Raw genomic sequence first — 16,512 nt, forward strand, 5'->3', positions numbered from 1 at the left:
ACCCTGCCGCGCGTGGACACCAGTGAACGCGCCGAACAACGCTTCTACCTCGAGCACTTCCGGCAGCGCAGCCTGGTCGTGGCCGGTGGCGAGGAGGACCCCTCGGTGACGGCGGCCCTCGAGACCCTCGTCGAGGGCGGGGCCAGGGTGGTGCACGTCCACACCGCCGACGTCACCAGCCGACGGACCGACGACGACTTCGTGGGGGAGTGCTGGGCGGCCCTGCGCCGTCACGGACAGGTGGCGGTGCCCGTGCCACGCGAGGAGGACGTGCTGGAGGTGGCCACGGAGCTCGCCGGGCGACTGCGTCCCTTCAAGCTGGTCCTGCTGGACCCCGACGCCCCGGTGCACGGCGACCGGCCGCCGCCGTTCGTGGTCCTCCGCGAGCGCGAGGGGGACGGACCGTCGATCGAGCTCGCGCGCACCGCGCTGGCCGCCGGGGTGGGCTCGGTCAACGTGTGCCGCCCCGCCGACCTCGCGGAGGAGCTGCTGACCTACCACGGGGCCGGCGTGCTCTACACGAGCGAGCAGTACTGCCACGTCGAACCCCTCCGCCTGGACGACTACGAGGGAGCCCACCGCCTGATCGAGCAGGGCGTGGCCGAGGGGTTCCTGCTGCCACGGTCGGCCGGGGCGACGGCCCGGCTGCTGCTGAACGGCTACGGCGCCCGGTTCGGCGACGACCACCTGGCGGGCTTCGCGGCGCTGCGTCCCTACCCCGAGGACGGGACGGCCGAGGTGTCGTGCCTGACCACGATCAGCCGGTTCGGCGGTGGGGGTGTCGGCGGCATGATCGTCAGGCGGATGCTCGAGGACGCGGCGGCGGAGGGCCTGGACGCCGTGTTCGCGTGCACGACCTCCGCCGACGCGGTCGGGTTCTTCCGGGCGCTCGGGTTCGTCGAGGTGTCCGTCGACGCGCTGCCGGCGGCGAAGTGGGACGGCTACGACCCGGCGCGACGCCGACGGCTGGTCGCCCTCCGCCACGACCTGACCGGGCGCGCGCAGCCGTGATCCTCGTCGACGACGCCGTGTGGCCGTGGCGCGGCCGGCTGTGGGCACACCTGATCAGCGACACGTCGTTGGAGGAGCTGCACGACTTCGCCGACCGGCTCGGCATGCCGCGCCACACCTTCCAGGGCGACCACTACGACATCCCCACGCGCATGCGGGACGAGGCGATCGAGCTCGGCGCCACCGCGGTCGACGGCCGCGAGCTGGTCCGCCGACTGCGCGCATCGGGCCTGCGCCGCCCGCGACCGGGCGCTCGCTGAGTCGCCGGCCGGCCGGTCAGTCCGGCCGTCGGGCGCTGGTCAGGCGGACGGTGACGTGGAAGCCCAGGCGTCCGTCCGGCAACGCGTTGGCGGCGAGGTCGGCCGCGACCGCCTCCTTGAACGCGGCGTGGCGGGCCTCGGGGATCAGCTCGAGGGCAGACCGCATGCCCTGCGACCACGCCCATCGCCACCACTGCTCGACGTCCTCGAAGCCCGTCGCGTGCCGTACCTCGACGGCGTCGATGTCGACCAGTCCCGCAGCGGCGATCGCGCCGTCCAGCCACGTCACGTCCTTGACCAGCTCGAAGGACGTGGGCCGGTCGGGCTGCGGTTGCGGCTCGATGTCGTCGGGCACCTCCACGAACGCCTGGACGAGCTCGCGGAACCGCTCGTCGTCACCATCGGGCAGGAAGGTGCACAGGCCGAGCCGGCCACCGGGTGACACGAGCCGGGTCCAGCGCCGGATCCCCGCAGCCGGGTCGTCGAGGAAGAACAGCACGAGGCTGGACAGGACGGCGTCGAACCCCTGGTCCGCCAACGGCGGGTCGGCCGCGTCGCCGAGCACCACCCGGACGTGCTCGAGCCCACGGTCGGCGACCTCCGCCGAGGTGAGCTGGACCATGCCGGGTGCCAGGTCGAGCCCGAGGACGTGCCCGTCCGGCCCGACGGCTGCTGCGGCGGGGAACAGCACGGCCCCGCGGCCCGTACCGATGTCGAGGACCCGTTCGCCGGAGGCGACGCCGGTGTGCTCGACCAGCAGTCGTCCGAAGGTGGTGAAGAAGTCAACGCCGACCCGGTCGTAGGTGGCGGCGGCACGGTCGAAGACCGCGGCATGGGGGTTGTCGGTCATGGCGCGATCCTGCCAGAGGGCCCGCGTCGGCTGATCCGATGTGCGATCGGCCGCCAGCGCGCAACGTCGGTGCACGGGGGATGAACCAGACGATGCGGGGCATCCCCGCCGCTGGGGTGAACGATCGGCATGGAAAAGCGGTTCAACCCTTTACGACTTGACATCCATTGACTAGTGTCAATCGGTAGGTCGCCATCCTCCGCAGTCGGGCGACCTGTCAGAGCCGATCCCGCCTTGGAGGCCCGCCGTGTGCATGACGCTTGGTTCCGCCTGTCCGCGTTCGGTGACTGGACGTTCAGTCACCGGCGTCGTCGATCCCCTGGGGGTGTGGAGCTGATGGATCGCCGACGGTTCCTGACCCGCATCCTCCCGGGGACCACCGCGCTCGTCGTGGTCGGGGGATGGACGACGCCCGCCACGGCGCAGCTGCCCGGATTCCCCCCGGTCGACAGCCTGCTTCCCGACGGCGACGGCCTGCCGGGGGTCGCCGTCGATGACTTCTACGACCTCGGCGACAACCTGATCCAGGCCGCTGCGCCCACGATGACGCTGATGCGCCTGGAGATGACCGAGGACGGCAGGGCGCTGTTCGAGCTGCCGCGCGCCGAGGTCGGGCAGGGCATCGACACCACCGTGGCGATGATGATCGACGAGGAGCTCGACATCGGCATGGACAACATCGTGGTGACGTTGTCGGACGCACGACCCGAGCTGATGTTCAACCAGATCACCGGTGGCTCCACGAACACGCGAGCCCTGTACCAGCCCGTGTCGCGGATGGCCGCCGCGGCTCGCGAGGCGATGGCGCAGGAGGCAAGCGCCCGTCTGGGGGTGCCCACGAGCGCCCTGGTGGTCGGCGGCGGCGGGATCGCCGGCCCCGACGGCATCGCCATCCCCTACGGCTCGTTGTCCCAGGCGACGATGGTGCTGGGCACGCCGCTCGGCAGCGCCACCAAGCCGGTCGCCGACCACCGACGCCTCGGGACCTTCCAGGCACGGACCGACGCGCTGGCCGCGGTGACCGGCCGCAAGCAGTACGCCATGGACCTCGACGTGGTCGAGGATCCCCTGCACTGCGTGGCCGTCCACTCGCCGCAGATCCGGGGAACGCTGGCGTCCTATGACGAGGCGGCCATCCGCGCCCTGCCCGGTGTCGTCGACGTGACCGCCATCCGCAGCGTCCCGACGCTCGGCATCGGTGAAGCACCCTCCTACGGCCTGTCCACCAACCCGACCGCCCTGATCGTCGCCGGGCGGACCTTCGGTGACGCCCTGAAGGCAGAGGCCACGATCGAGGCCCGGGGGCTGGCCACGTGGACGCCGGGCACACAGGCCGGCCGGGGGGACGCCGATCACCGCCAGGACCTCGTCGCCGCGACGCTGCCGATCAGCCCCGACCTGCCGGGCGTCGAGGCGGTGTCGGGCGAGTTCGAGTTCAACCACATCGCCCACGCCCCGCTGGAGACAATGACCGCGGTGGCCCACACCACCGACTCCTCGTGCGAGGTCTGGTCGGCCATGAAGATCCCCATCCCCGCGCAGGAGGAGATCGCGGCCCAGCTCGGGCTGCCCATCACGTCGGTGACCTGCCACGTCGTCACGGGCGGCGGATCATTCGGCAGGCGGCTGTTCCACGAGGCCGCCGCAGAGGCCGCCATCGCCTCCCGGGCCCTCGACCGTCCCGTCAAGCTGATGTGGAGCCGTCAGGAGGACATGCGGGGCGACCGGCTCCGTCCACGGACCTTCCATCGCATCAAGGTCACCAAGGCGCTGGGGAAGGCGGTGGCGTTCGAGCACCGCTTCACGTCCGGCTTCACCAGCTTCTCCCACGGCTTCGGGGACGCGGTGACATCCCTGATCGGCCACACCACCCCTGCCCAGTACACCTTCGCCCAGTACATCTTCGAGCTGATGATGAACCAGCCCTACGACCTGGGGCTCAACACCCAGCTGCTCAACGAGGTCGACCACGAGATCAACACCGGGTCCTGGCGCGCGGTCTACACCGGCACCGGCCGGGCCGCGGAGGAGATCATCATCGACGAGCTCGCGGCGTCCTTCGACACCGACCCGCTGGAGTTCAGGATCCGCAACGCCAAGGACGAGGGCTTGGTCCGCTGCCTCGAATGGGTGCGCGACAACGGCGGCTGGGGGAACCCCACGCCCGGTACCGCGCAGGGCATCGGCGCCAACTCCGAGCACCGGTCCAACATGGCGGTGATGGTCGAGCTGGCCGAGGTCGAGGACCCCTACCCGGCCCCACCGGGCGCTCGTGGCGGACCGTCGAACTACCGGGTCACCAAGGCGGTCATGGCGTTCCAGACCGGCATCGTCATGAACCGTGCGGGCCTGGAGGCCCAGATGCTCGGGCACCTCAACGACGGCATCTCCTCGATCCTGCGCGCCTCGATCCACATCGAGGACGGCGCGATCCAGGAGTCGGCCTTCTCCGACTTCCGCTACGCCCGCATGGCCCATCACCCGCCCGAGGTGCTGATGCACGTCTTCGGATCGACCACCGCGGAGTCCGCCGAACCGGGTGGTGCGGGCGAGACCGGTATCGCTGCCGCTGCCGGCGCGGTCGCCAACGCCTACGCCCGCCTGACCGGCACCGCCCCGCGCACGTTCCCGATCAACCACTGAGGAGACACCAGTGCCTGACTACAGCTTCACCGTGAACGGCCGCACCGTGTCGGTTGCCGACGTCGAACCCGACATCGGCCTCCTCCACGTCCTGCGGGACCTGCTCGGCATCACCGGCCCCAAGTACGGCTGCGGCCTCGACGTGTGCAAGGCCTGTACCTGCCACGTGAAGGAGGACGACCGTTGGGTCGCCACGACGACCTGCAACTACTCCGTCGCCGACGCCGACGGACGCGAGTTCCGCACCATCGAGGGCCTCGGCGAGGGTGGTCTGCATCCGGTCCAGCAGGCCTGGCTGGACCTCGACGTGGCGCAGTGCGGGTTCTGCCAGCCCGGTCAGATCATGACGGCGGCGGCCATGATCGACAACGGCGATCCCATCGACGACGAGGCCATCGACGGCATCGAGAACATCTGTCGTTGCGGGACCTACTGCCGGATCCGCAGCGCCATCAAGGCGGCGGCCGGCGCCAGCGGCCCCATCGCCCGCCGGGTGACCTGACCCCTCCGGCCTCCGGCCGCTACCCGGGGTCCAGGAGGCGCTCCAGCTCGGCGGCGATGTTGGTCCGCGCCCGCTGCTCCCAGCGATCGTGGGCGGTGTCGGTGAGGAACAGCCGCGGTCGGTCGAGCAGCCGACGAAGGACCGCGGCACGTCCGGTCCGCCACGCCTCGTCGGGCACCGCGGCGTACTCCTCGCGGACCGCCCTGCGGTAGGCCTCGTAGCCGGCGGGGTCGCTGCCGAGGACCGACAGGTCGGCATCGCACAGCACGGCCGCCATCGTGTCCCCCGGGTCGACGTCGTGGGTAGCGGTCAGCCGGATCAAGCGGGCCGCCTCTTCGACATCGGGGTCGTCCGGCAGGCGGTCGAGCAGCCACGCGGCCGACGCGTCCTCGTTGTCGGGTTCGCCCGGCCGGTACACGACGTCGTGGGCCCACGACGCCAGCAGGCAGGCCCGGTCGGCACCGAGGTCCGCGGCGATCCGGGCCACGCGCGCGGCGTGGTCCAGGGAGTGGTAGGCCCGGGGCGGCAGCGCGTAGGCCGCACGGAGGGCCGTTGCCACGGCCACCGGCATGACCGACTCCGGCACGGGATCCGTGGAGTCGAGGGCGTCGGTCACGACGAGCCGTCATCCAGCAGGTCGGCCAGCAGCCCGGCGAGCAGCCGGGTGCCGTCGAGCGTTGCCTGCAACGTGATGTGCTCGCCCTCGGCATGGGCACCGTCGCCGACCGCGCCGAGCCCGTCGAGGGTGTCGGTGCCCACCCCCGCGGTGAAGTTGCCGTCCGACCCGCCCCCGGAGGTCGCCGGTGGGGGCAACACGATCCCGAGCCGCTCACGCACGACGTCGTGGCGGGCCAGCAACGCCGCCGACCGCACCCCCTCCAGCGGCGGACGGGTGCCCAGGTGCTCGACGGCGACCGTCGCGCCGGGCCGCGTCGGCCGCAGTCCGGCGAGCGCACCTCTGAGCCGGTCCAGCTCGTCGGTCCGGGCCGCGCGCACGTCGATGCGGAACATCGCCTCGGCCGGGACGGTGTTCATCGTCGTGCCCGCTGCTGCCACCGTCGGGGTGACCGTCGTCCCCAGCGCCGGGTCGGCCAGCGCGGCCACGGCGGGCACCTGGGCGGCCAGCTCCATCAACGCGTTGATCCCCTTCTCCGGTTCGAGGCCGGCGTGCGCGGCCCGACCGGTGATGTCGGCCCGGTACAACGAGACGCCCTTGCGGACGTGCTTGACGGCGCCTCCCGGCGCGGAGGGCTCCAGCACGAGGACGGCGTCGCAGCCGCGGGCCACCTCCTCGATCAGGGCCTGGGACGTGGCCGATCCGGTTTCCTCGTCGGTGGTGACCAGCATCCCGATCCCGTCAGGGCACCCCACCGCCGCGGTGGCGTGCAGCCCCATGACCAGCCCGGCCTTCATGTCGAACACCCCCGGCCCGGTGACGTGGTCACTGTCGACGGTGAACGGCCAGCGCGCGAGGGTGCCCAGCGGCCAGACGGTGTCGATGTGGCCGAGCAGCAGGACGGTCGTCGACCCGTGCGGCCGGACGAGCGCATGGGGCCGTCCCTCGACGGTGACCAGCTCGGCCCGCCGACCGGTCCGCTGGGCGGCGAGCTCCACGAACCGGTCCAGGGCGACGGCGCACGCCGCCGGATCGGCGGTGGGCGACTCGATGCCGACCAGGTCGGCGGTGTCGGACAGGAACACGTCGGCGTCGACGGCATCGGCGTCGGGGACGGAAGCAGCAGCCATGGGGGCAGTCTCGCGCAGCGACGTGGGTCAGCAGTCCACGACGAGCGGCAGGTGGTCGCTGGGACCGGCGGGGCCGACCGATACCCGCACCCCACGCGGCATGTGTCGAACGAAGACCTGGTCCAGCTGGACCCGCGGCTTCCACGACGGGTAGGTCGCCTCGCCGCGCAGGTAGCGCCAGCCCGCGTCCCTGGTCGCGCCGTCGGGCCAGCCGACGGGGTTCAGCCCGCGGGCGTGCAGCGCCAGCCAGCCACCCCACATGGGCAGGTTGATGTCGCCCACGAGCACGCCGGGACCGTCGTGGTCGGCGACGGCCGCGTCCAGCGCCCGTCCCAGCTGGGGCACCGCCCACCAGAACATGTACGACAGGTGGGTCGTCGTCACCCGGACGCCATCGCCCACCGTGGCCGAGAGGGTGACGCGCGGCTCGTTGTCCCTGCCCGGGTTGACCGCCGACCCGCCGGGTTCACGCGATCCGGGTCCCCCGAAGGGCAGCCGCCGGCGCACCACGTCGTCCAGACCCACCCGCGAGAGCAGGCCGACCCCGTAGGCGGGTTCGACGACGTCGGGCGACGCCTCGTCCCATGCCTCGTCGGGGCTGCCCGCCAGCGCCGGGGCGAACACCCCCTCCATGCCGAGCCGGTCGGCCAGCCACGCGACCTGATCGCGTTCGCCCGACCGCATCAGCAGGCGGTCGACCTCCTGCAGCGCGACGACGTCGGCGTCCAGCGACGCGATCCACGTGGCCACCGCCTCGAGGTCGATCGCGTCCGGCGGAAGCGGCGCGCCCGGTCCCGACAGCCGGCGGATGTCGATGCCGTGCAGGATGTTGCAGGACGCGATGCGCACCCGGCTGATCAGTCCCGCTCGTGGACCGCCACGGCGGACGCGAGCTTCATCGCGACCGGCCCGAAGGCCAGGTCCCACACCCGTCCGCCGGCCGACAGGACGGCGTCGCGCCACAGCGGCCAGCGGTCCGCGGCCGTGCGGGGGATGAGCAGGTCGATCGACGGGGGGAGGGCCGTCGAGGGGGGCAGCACGCCGACGCTCGGGTAGCCCAGGAGCGCCACCGCGTCACCGTGCTCGGCCTCGACGTCGGGGTCGGAGAACGCCACGGTGATGCCGGCGCCGGTCGGCATCGGCGGCAACGACTCGGCCCAGGTGGGCGAGGTCACCGGAATCCGCAGCAGCAGCGGGGCGGCGCTGACGGGCAGTCGCAGCAGCTGACCGGGGGAGGGCGGAGACGTGGCGCGGGCCATGGATTGACCAGCATGGACGATCGAGCGCTCCGATCCACGCAGGCTGCACCGGAGGACTCCCGCGGAGGCAGGGACTCGGCCACATCCGACGCCCGACGCCTGCGTGGTCCACGTCGCCCGACTACTGTTCGCCGCCGGCACCCCCACGAGGAGCAGGTATGGACTCGAGTTCCGTCGCCCGACCCACGACGCTGGGTGGCCTCCGCGCCGCCGGCTACCCGGATCGGACCGTCAAGGAAGAGGTCGCGATCAACGCCGCCGCACGGCTGCGGGAAGGGGTGCCGCTGGTGGACGGCCTCGTCGGCTTCGAGGACACCGTCGTGCCGGCGCTCGAGACGGCCCTGCTCGCCGGCCACGACCTGATCCTCCTGGGCGAACGCGGTCAGGCGAAGAGCCGGATCGTCAGGTCCCTCACCGCGCTGCTCGACGACGCCGTGCCGGTCGTCGCGGGCAGCGAGGTCAACGACCACCCCTACCACCCCTTCACGCCGGCGGCTCGACGCCTGATCGACGAACGTGGCGAGGACACCCCGATCGAGTGGATCGGCCGCGACCAGCGCTACGCCGAGAAGCTGGCGACCCCCGACATCGCCGTCGCTGACCTCGTGGGCGACGTCGACCCGATCAAGGTGGCCGAGGGCCGGTACCTCGGTGACGACGAGACGATCCACTTCGGCCTCATCCCGCGGCACAACCGCGGCATCGTCGCCATCAACGAGCTGCCCGACCTGGCCGAGCGCATCCAGGTCGCCCTGCTGAACGTGATGGAGGAGCGCGACATCCAGGTCCGCGGGTACTCCCTGCGCCTGCCGCTGGACCTGCTGGTCGTCGCCACCGCCAACCCGGAGGACTACACCAACCGCGGCCGGATCATCACCCCGCTCAAGGACCGTTTCGGCTCGGAGATCCGCACCCACTATCCGCAGACGGTCGACCAGGAGGTCACCGTCATGCGGGCCGAGGGGAACCTGCCCGCCCACGATGGACTGCCGGCCGTGGTCGTGCCCACGTTCATGGCCGAGATCCTCGCCGCGTTCACCCGGTCCCTGCGGACCGCAGGGGAGGTCAACCAGCGCTCCGGGGTCAGCGTCCGCTTCTCCACGGGCAACTACGAGACGCTGGCCGCCAGCGCCGCACGCCGTGCCGTGCGCTGCGGCGAGGACACCGCCGTGGCCCGGCCCTCTGACCTGCCGGCCGTGATCGCCGCGGCGATGGGCAAGATCGAGTTCGAGTCCTTCGAGGAGGGACGCGAGGCGGAGATCATGACCCGCCTGCTGCGCCGGTCCATCCTCGAGGTGTTCCGACGGCGCGTCCGCGGACCGGACGTCGCGGGCCTGCTCGACGCCTTCGAGACGGGGCTGGAGGTCACCACCGGCGACCTGATGAGCGGTCGCGACCTGATGGCGCAGCTCGACCGCATCCCCGGGTTGGCTGCGGTCCTCGGCAGCCTCGACGTCGAGGAGACCCCGGCGATGGCGGCGGCTGCCGTCGAGCTCTGCCTCGAGGGGCTCCACCTGTCCCGCCGACTGGACCGCTACGAGTCCGACACCGGCTACACCTACACCCAGCCATGAGCGTCCAGCCATGAGCGGCCCGATCCGCTACGGCCGGTGGAGCGGCACACAGGACCCGTGGGGGTCCGACCTGTCGCCCGACGAGGTCCTGGCCGAGATCGCCGACGACCTGCTGGACGGTGTCGACCCCTCCGAGGCCATCGAGGACCTCCTGCAGCGCGGCATCGACGGCCGGCTCGAGGGCCTGCAGGCACTGCAGGAACGGCTGCGTCGGGCCCGCGAGGAGGAGCTGGCCCGCATGGGGCTGACCGGCCCCCTCCAGCGGGTCGCCGAGCAGCTCGAGGAGATCGTCGAGCTCGAACGGACCGCCCTGCAGTTCGCCGAGGACCAGCTGTCGGCGGACGAACGGCGCGCCCGCCTCGACGCCATGCCGACCGACCCGGCCGGGATGCTCTCGGCCCTGCAGGACTACGACTTCCACGACGCCGGTGCCCAGCAGGCCTTCGACGACCTGCTGGCCGAGCTGCGCAACGACGTCGCCCAGGCCACGTTCGGGCGACTGGCCGATGCGATCGACGCGACCGACCCGGCGGACCTTGCCCGCATGCGGGACATGATGGCCGAGCTGAACGGCCTCATCGCCCGCCAGGAGGCAGGGGAGGACGTCCAGGAGGCGTTCGAGGCCTTCAAGGACCGCTACGACGACATGATCCCCGGCGACCCCGAGACGCTGGAGGACCTGCTGGAGGAGATGGCCCGTCGCATGGCGGCCATGAACCGCCTGCTGGCCGGCATGAGCCCCGAGCAGCGCCAGCAGCTGGCCGACCTCGCCGCGCAGATGCTCGGGGACGCCGCCGACCTGCAGATGCAGGCCGACCAGCTCGCCTCGAGCCTGCAGGGCATGTTCCCCGACATGGGGTGGGGCCAGGCCATGCCGGGCGCGCAGCCCACGGGAGAGGGGATGGGCTCCCTCAGCGACACCGTCGACTGGATGCAGCGGCTCCAGCAGCTCGACGACCTGGGACAGGCGCTCGGCCAGCGCTACCCGGGGGCACGGCTGGAGGACATCGACGCCGACGCACTGCGGTCCGTGCTGGGCGACGAGGCCGCCCAGAACCTGCGCGGCCTCCGGGACATCGAACGGCTGCTGGAGCAGTCCGGCGCCGTCCAGCGCAAGGGCGGCAGGCTCGAGCTGACCCCCAAGGGCGTTCGACGACTCGGCGAGCAGTCCCTCGCACGCATCTTCCGTCGGGCGTTCGAGGGCGCCGCGGGCGGCCACCGCACCGACACCACCGGCGGCGACGCGGAGCTGACCGGCTCGACCCGCGAGCTCCGCTTCGGCGACCCCTTCTCCGTCGACATCCCCAGGAGCATCAGGAACGCCGTCCTGCGCGAGGGCCCGTCCGACAGCGGGCGCGTGCGCCTGTCGGCGGAGGACTTCGAGCTCGCCGAGGCCGAACGGCGGGTCAGGGCCGTCACCGTGCTCCTGCTGGACATGTCCTACTCCATGCCGCTGCGCGGCAACTGGGACCACGCCAAGCGGCTGGCCCTCGCCCTGCAGTCGCTGATCGCCAGCCGGTTCCCGCAGGACCGCTTCCACATCGTCGGGTTCAGCGACTACGCCCGCCGGCTGCAGCCGGGTGACCTGCTGGTCTCCGGCTGGGAACGCGTCTGGGGCACCAACATGGAGCACGCCTTCCGGATCGCCCGCCGACTCCTGGCAGCCGAACCCGGCACCGAACGCCAGGTGATCATGGTCACCGACGGCGAGCCGACCGCGCACCTGACCGACGACGGCCAGGCGTTCTTCTCCTGGCCCCCGCATCCGATGACGTTCCGCAAGACCATGGCCGAGGCCATGCGGCTGACCCGCACGGGCTGCGACCTCAACGTCTTCATGCTCGATCACGACCCCGAGTCAGGGGACTTCGTCGAGGGTATGGTCCGTCGCGCCGGCGGGCGGGTCTTCTACCCGGACCTGACCGACCTCGGATCAGTGGTGGTCCGTGACTTCCTGAAACAACGATCGGCGTGACCCAGTGCTCCAGCTCAGCGCGCTGCGCGACCGCATCCGCAGCAGCCTGTTCTGGGTGCCGATGCTGTTCGTGCTCGGCGGCGCCCTCCTGGGACAGGTCGCCCTGGAAGTCGACTCGCGCATCGACGGGATCGCCGACGGGCTGACCGCCACGGTCGACAGCGCCCGAGCCGTCCTGCAGGTCGTGGCCGGAGCGACCCTGAGCTTCGCCGGTGTGGCGTTCTCCGTCAGCCTGCTGCTGATCTCCCTGGCGTCCAGCCAGTACTCGCCACGTGTCGTGCACGGGCTGTTCCGCGACCCGTTCAACAAGCGGATCATGGGCGTGGTCGTCGGCACGTTCACCTACTGCCTCATCGTGCTGCGCGCGGTCCGCGGTCCGCTGGAGGACAGCGGCTCCGCGCCGGTCGTGCCGAGCATGTCCATCGTCGTGGCCGTCGTCCTCGGCGTGGTGGCGATCCTGTCGATCGTGGCGTTCATCAGCCACAGCGCCCACTCCATGGACGTCTCGCGCATCCTCGAGCGGGTGACCGAGGAAGCGCTCGGTGAGGTGCACGCGCAGTGGCCCGAGACCGGCGCGACCCCCGAGCAGGGGGTGCTCGACGTCGCCGGGGACGAGGCCTTCACCGTCCGCTTCGACACCCACGGCTGGGTCCAGCAGGTCGACGTCGACCGGCTGCTCGGCGCGGTCGAGCCGGGCGCGATCGTGCACGTGGAGACCGTCGCCGGTCGCTACGCCATCGCCGGGACGCCCATCTGCCGCGTCGTGCCCACCCCCTCGGACCCCGACGGCGTCCGGGAGGCCCTCACCGGCGCGGTGACCATCGGGCCGACCCGCACGATGCAGGACGACGTGACCTACGGCGTCCGGCAGCTGGCCGACGTGGCGCTCAAGGCCCTGTCGCCCGGCATCAACGACCCGACCACCGCCCAGGACGCGATCTTCCACCTGGGCGCGGTCGTGGGCGAGCTGCTGCGCCGGCGTCCGCCGGATCGTCGGCGCGACGGGGAGGACGGCCGGGTGGTGTACCTCCACGAGGGCGTCACCCACACCGACGTCGTCGACCTCGCCTTCGACGAGATCCGCCTCGCGGCGCAGGACCTTCCCAGCGTGCAGGTCTACCTGCTGGAGGTGCTGCGCCTGCTGCGCGACGTGGTCGAGGACCCCGAGGTCGTCGGGGCCCTGACCGCGCAGGCCGACCGCATCCGCGACGACGCCGACCGGACCGACGCCGCCGAGGAGGACCAGGACCGGATCCGCGAGGCCCACCGCCGTCGGTTCGGGTGACCACCTGCTGTCGATCGGACCGGCAGGCAGACTCGCGGGCATGGACTCCATCCCCATCACCGGCGACCGCATCAAGCTCGGCCAGTTCCTGAAGCTCGCCAACCTGGTCGAGCAGGGGGCCGACGCCAAGCTGCTGCTGGCGGAGGAACGAGTCCTGGTCAACGGCGAGGTCGACGTCCGCCGTGGACGACAGCTGGTGAAGGGCGACACCGTCAGCGTCGACGACATGGCCTTCGAGGTCGGCTGAACATCGCGCCGGCCGCGCCGCGGGTCCGCGGCCGGCGTCGGGTCAGACGGCCGTCAGGTACCCGATCAGCACGATGACGGCGAGCAGCGTGTTGAAGGTCGCGTGCCACACCGTCGCGGCCATGACCGCCTCGCGTCGGGCGTGCCCCCGGTCGACGGTGACGATCGGCGCGGGTGGCCCCAGCACCAGGCGGCTGAACCCCTCTTCGTCGACGGCCAGCGGCAACCTGCCCGTGGGGAACACGACCCGTGGGGTGGCCTCCCGGCGGTAGGTGGCCAGGTAGATCCGACCGTAGGCGAACCCGGCGACGCCCACCGCGAGCGCGGCCCCCACTGGGATGAACATGATCAGGTGCACGAGGCCGAACCGCAGCGCCGACAGGACCTGACGGCCGAGCGACAGGTCTTCCCAGCCCAGCCGGAACGCCAGCTCCTCGGCATGGGCCAGGAGGGGGAACATCGCCACGAGCACGCCCAGGAACGCCGTGACGCCGAGGACGTCGACCCATGGCACCCCGGGGGGCGGGGAGGGGGCGCCGTCCGCGGCTGGCTCGGCCTGCTGGATCGGCGCCTCCAGCGCGGACTCGATCGGGGCGAAGATCACGTTGCCGTCCAGGCCCACCAGGGACCCGACCCCCAGCCGGGTGACCGGCACGAAGGTCCACAGCGACAGCGCGACGGTCAGGACCAGCACCATCAAGCCGAGCGCCCCGACCACGTGACGGAGCCGGATCGCCCGCCAGACGGCCAGCGCCAGGTCCCGGCGCTGCCATGCGGTGCGGGCGCGGACGGCAAGCAGGGCCACCACCCCAGCGATCACGAGCAGCCGAACCGTCTCCACGTCCGCCACGGTAGCCATCCACAGGAGGCCGGGCGACGTCACGGAGGTCGGGGACCCGGCGGCTAGCCTTCAGGGGATCGTGGAGAACACGCTGCTGCCCGCCCCCGAACGTGTGGCCGGAGAGGTCGTCTACGTCGTGTACGCCGACGACGCCTCCGGCTTCGGCGTGGTGTCCATGGACGAGGACCGCGACGGCGCGATCAAGGCATCCGGGCCGCTGGCCAGCCTGACGCCGGGACAGGCGGTCACGCTCGTCGGGCGCTGGACCGACCATCCCAAGCACGGCCGCACCTTCGAGGCGGACTTCTACGAGCTGGCGACCCCCCGGACGAAGAAGGGCCTGAAGACCTTCCTGGCCAGCGACCGCTTCCCCGGGGTGGGGGACGCCATCGCCGAACGGCTGGTCAAGACCTTCGGGACGGGTTTGGCCGAGGTCATCGCCACCCAGCCCGAGCGGCTGGCGGGCGTCACCGGCGTCTCCACGGCCCTGGCCGGCCGGATCCACGGGTCCTGGGTGTCGGCTGGCCTGCTGCCACAGGTGGTGCAGCTGCTCGCTGCCGTCGACCTCGGCCCGGCGGTCGCCCGCGCGGCCGTCAAGCGGTTCGGCGACGAAGCCGCCGAGCTGCTCACCACCGACCCCTACGCCTACCTCAGCCTGCCGGGTGTCCGCTGGAAGCACGCCGACGCGCTGGGACGCGCCGCCGGCATCGACGACGACGACCCGCGACGCCTCGCTGCCGGTGCCGCCGGGTTCCTGCGGGGGGCCTGCTGGCGGGGCGGACACACGGTGATGGCGGAGGAAGAGCTGCTCGCCCGGCTGCCCAGCGCCCTCGGTGGCGGGCTCGAGCGGGCCCGCCGGGCCATCGACGAGGCCGTGGAGAACGGCGAGATACGGCGCGAGGACCATCCGCTGGCCGACCTGCCGGTCCCGCGGGTCTCCCCGCCGCCGCTGCACGACGCCGAGCTCGCCGTGGCCGACCGCATCACCGTGCTGACCGCGGCCGACGGCTCGGGCAACCCGCTGCGCAACGCCGACGGCAACGACGACCGCCTGACCGACGAGCAGGCCCACGCCGTGGAGGCCGCCACGACGCACGCCGTCACGATCCTCACCGGCGGCCCGGGCACGGGCAAGACCTACGCGGTCACCGAGCTGGTCCGTCGGGCGACGGCAGCGGGGGCCAACGTCGCGCTCTGCGCCCCCACCGGCCGGGCGGCCAAGCGGCTGGAGGAGGTCACCGGCCACGCCGCCACCACGGTCCACCGGCTGCTCGAGGCCCGCCCCGAACCGGGGGAGGGGTTCGTGTTCGGCCGTACCGCCGACAACCCGCTGCCCCACGACCTCGTCGTCGCCGACGAGTGGTCGATGGCCGACGTGCACCTGGCGGCCGCGCTGCTCGACGCGCTGGCCCCACCGAGCCACCTGCTGCTCGTCGGTGACCCCGACCAGCTGCCCCCCGTCGGTCCCGGGGCGACGCTCCGGGACCTCCTGGCCGCCCGGAACGTCCCGGTCACCCGGCTGACGAAGGTGCACCGGCAGGCCGCGCAGAGCCGCATCGTCACGCTCGCCCACGAGCTGAACGCCGGCGGCGAGCCGATCGTGGTCGGCCGGGACGGTGACGTCTTCGCCGTGCCCGAGCGCACTCCGGCGATCCCGGCCCGCATCGCCGAGATCGTGGCCGAGCGCGCGCCGGCCTACTTCGACTGCACCCCCGCTGACGTGCAGGTGCTGGCCCCCATGTACCGCGGTGCGGCGGGGGTCGACGCGCTGAACACCGCGCTGAAGGACCGGCTGAACCCGGCAGGCAGCCGACGGGCGGTCTCGGGCTGGCACGAGGGCGACCGGGTCGTCGCCACCCGCAACGACCCGGAGGTGGACATCGCCAACGGCGACATCGGCGAGGTCGCGGCCACCGACGCCAAGGACGGCGTCGTCAGCGTGGCCTTCCCGCAGGGTGTCGTCGAGCTGAGCGGTGATCGCCTGAACCACCTGGCGCCCGCGTGGTGCCTGACGGTGCACAAGTCACAGGGCGGGGAGTGGCCCGTCGTCGTCCTCGTCCTGGATCGCAGCCAGATGTCGATGTTGACCCGTGAGCTGGTCTACACCGCCATCACCCGTGCCCGTCGTGGCCTGCTGCTGGTCGGCGATGCCGGGCTGCTGGTCCCGGCGGCCCGGCGGGTGGGCGGCGGCATGGCCGCACGCCACACGACGCTCGCCGCCCGGCTCGCCGCCGGTGACACGGATGCAACGGGAGCCGGCGATGATGCGGGTGCTCAAGGCGATGGGGATACAGTCGATGAAGAAGGACAGGAGGAATGA

Annotated in this window: 15 protein-coding genes; 9 read left to right on the forward strand and 6 right to left on the reverse strand. The window is 72.3% G+C overall.

The genetic code is table 11. The annotated features are described in order from the left end of the window. Positions 1 to 12: 12 nt before the first annotated feature. On the forward strand, positions 13 to 1,011 hold the full coding sequence (locus CUC05_RS04230) for a GNAT family N-acetyltransferase (RefSeq protein ID WP_108664820.1): 999 nt from the start codon (positions 13 to 15) through the stop codon (positions 1,009 to 1,011). After that, on the forward strand, positions 1,008 to 1,271 hold the full coding sequence (locus tag CUC05_RS04235; protein ID WP_108664821.1) for a DUF4031 domain-containing protein: 264 nt from the start codon (positions 1,008 to 1,010) through the stop codon (positions 1,269 to 1,271). The genes CUC05_RS04230 and CUC05_RS04235 overlap by 4 nt, the downstream gene beginning before the upstream one ends. A gap of 16 nt (positions 1,272 to 1,287) precedes the next feature. On the opposite strand, the gene CUC05_RS04240 is transcribed toward CUC05_RS04235, so the two are convergent. After that, positions 1,288 to 2,121, reverse strand: a complete 834-nt coding sequence (locus CUC05_RS04240) for a class I SAM-dependent methyltransferase (RefSeq protein ID WP_108664822.1) — start codon at positions 2,119 to 2,121, stop codon at positions 1,288 to 1,290. A gap of 336 nt (positions 2,122 to 2,457) precedes the next feature. Here CUC05_RS04240 and CUC05_RS04245 point away from each other — a divergent pair, with 336 nt between their 5' ends. Next, a complete protein-coding gene (locus CUC05_RS04245) occupies positions 2,458 to 4,764 on the forward strand; it encodes a molybdopterin cofactor-binding domain-containing protein (RefSeq protein ID WP_157965196.1) in 2,307 nt (768 codons plus the stop codon). 10 nt (positions 4,765 to 4,774) lie between these two features. Then, positions 4,775 to 5,266, forward strand: a complete 492-nt coding sequence (locus CUC05_RS04250) for a (2Fe-2S)-binding protein (RefSeq protein ID WP_108664824.1) — start codon at positions 4,775 to 4,777, stop codon at positions 5,264 to 5,266. 19 nt (positions 5,267 to 5,285) lie between these two features. On the opposite strand, the gene CUC05_RS04255 is transcribed toward CUC05_RS04250, so the two are convergent. Genes CUC05_RS04255 through CUC05_RS24450 form a run of 4 tightly spaced genes read right to left on the reverse strand, consistent with a single transcriptional unit; the run spans position 5,286 to position 8,271 of the window. Next, a complete protein-coding gene (locus CUC05_RS04255) occupies positions 5,286 to 5,882 on the reverse strand; it encodes an HD domain-containing protein (protein ID WP_108664825.1) in 597 nt (198 codons plus the stop codon). Beyond that, positions 5,879 to 7,012, reverse strand: coding sequence for a M20/M25/M40 family metallo-hydrolase (locus CUC05_RS04260; RefSeq protein ID WP_108664826.1), 1,134 nt, complete (start codon positions 7,010 to 7,012; stop codon positions 5,879 to 5,881). The genes CUC05_RS04255 and CUC05_RS04260 overlap by 4 nt, the downstream gene beginning before the upstream one ends. A gap of 27 nt (positions 7,013 to 7,039) precedes the next feature. Continuing rightward, entirely contained in the window at positions 7,040 to 7,861 is an 822-nt protein-coding gene (locus CUC05_RS04265) for an endonuclease/exonuclease/phosphatase family protein (protein ID WP_157965197.1), read from the reverse strand. Between the two features lie 8 nt (positions 7,862 to 7,869). Then, complete coding sequence (locus CUC05_RS24450) at positions 7,870 to 8,271, reverse strand: hypothetical protein (protein ID WP_157965198.1); 402 nt, start codon at positions 8,269 to 8,271, stop codon at positions 7,870 to 7,872. 158 nt (positions 8,272 to 8,429) lie between these two features. Between CUC05_RS24450 and CUC05_RS04270 the strand changes: the two genes are divergently transcribed. Genes CUC05_RS04270 through CUC05_RS04285 form a run of 4 tightly spaced genes read left to right on the forward strand, consistent with a single transcriptional unit; the run spans position 8,430 to position 13,352 of the window. Continuing rightward, positions 8,430 to 9,845, forward strand: coding sequence for a sigma 54-interacting transcriptional regulator (locus CUC05_RS04270; protein ID WP_108664828.1), 1,416 nt, complete (start codon positions 8,430 to 8,432; stop codon positions 9,843 to 9,845). Positions 9,846 to 9,855: 10 nt separating this feature from the next. After that, positions 9,856 to 11,820, forward strand: a complete 1,965-nt coding sequence (locus CUC05_RS04275; RefSeq protein ID WP_108664829.1) for a VWA domain-containing protein — start codon at positions 9,856 to 9,858, stop codon at positions 11,818 to 11,820. 4 nt (positions 11,821 to 11,824) lie between these two features. Next, complete coding sequence (locus CUC05_RS04280) at positions 11,825 to 13,105, forward strand: DUF2254 domain-containing protein (RefSeq protein ID WP_108664830.1); 1,281 nt, start codon at positions 11,825 to 11,827, stop codon at positions 13,103 to 13,105. A 40-nt stretch (positions 13,106 to 13,145) separates the two neighbouring features. Then, positions 13,146 to 13,352, forward strand: coding sequence for an RNA-binding S4 domain-containing protein (locus tag CUC05_RS04285; RefSeq protein ID WP_108664831.1), 207 nt, complete (start codon positions 13,146 to 13,148; stop codon positions 13,350 to 13,352). Between the two features lie 42 nt (positions 13,353 to 13,394). Here CUC05_RS04285 and CUC05_RS04290 read toward each other — a convergent pair whose 3' ends face one another. Beyond that, the gene (locus CUC05_RS04290; protein WP_157965199.1) at positions 13,395 to 14,192 is read right to left on the reverse strand and encodes a hypothetical protein; all 798 of its coding nucleotides are present in this window, start codon (positions 14,190 to 14,192) and stop codon (positions 13,395 to 13,397) included. 79 nt (positions 14,193 to 14,271) lie between these two features. On the opposite strand from CUC05_RS04290, the gene recD2 reads away from it, so the two are divergent. Continuing rightward, entirely contained in the window at positions 14,272 to 16,512 is a 2,241-nt protein-coding gene (recD2, locus tag CUC05_RS04295) for an SF1B family DNA helicase RecD2 (protein ID WP_108664833.1), read from the forward strand.

Source organism: Euzebya rosea, assembly GCF_003073135.1.
In the GTDB taxonomy this organism is placed as follows: Bacteria; Actinomycetota; Nitriliruptoria; order Euzebyales; family Euzebyaceae; genus Euzebya; species Euzebya rosea.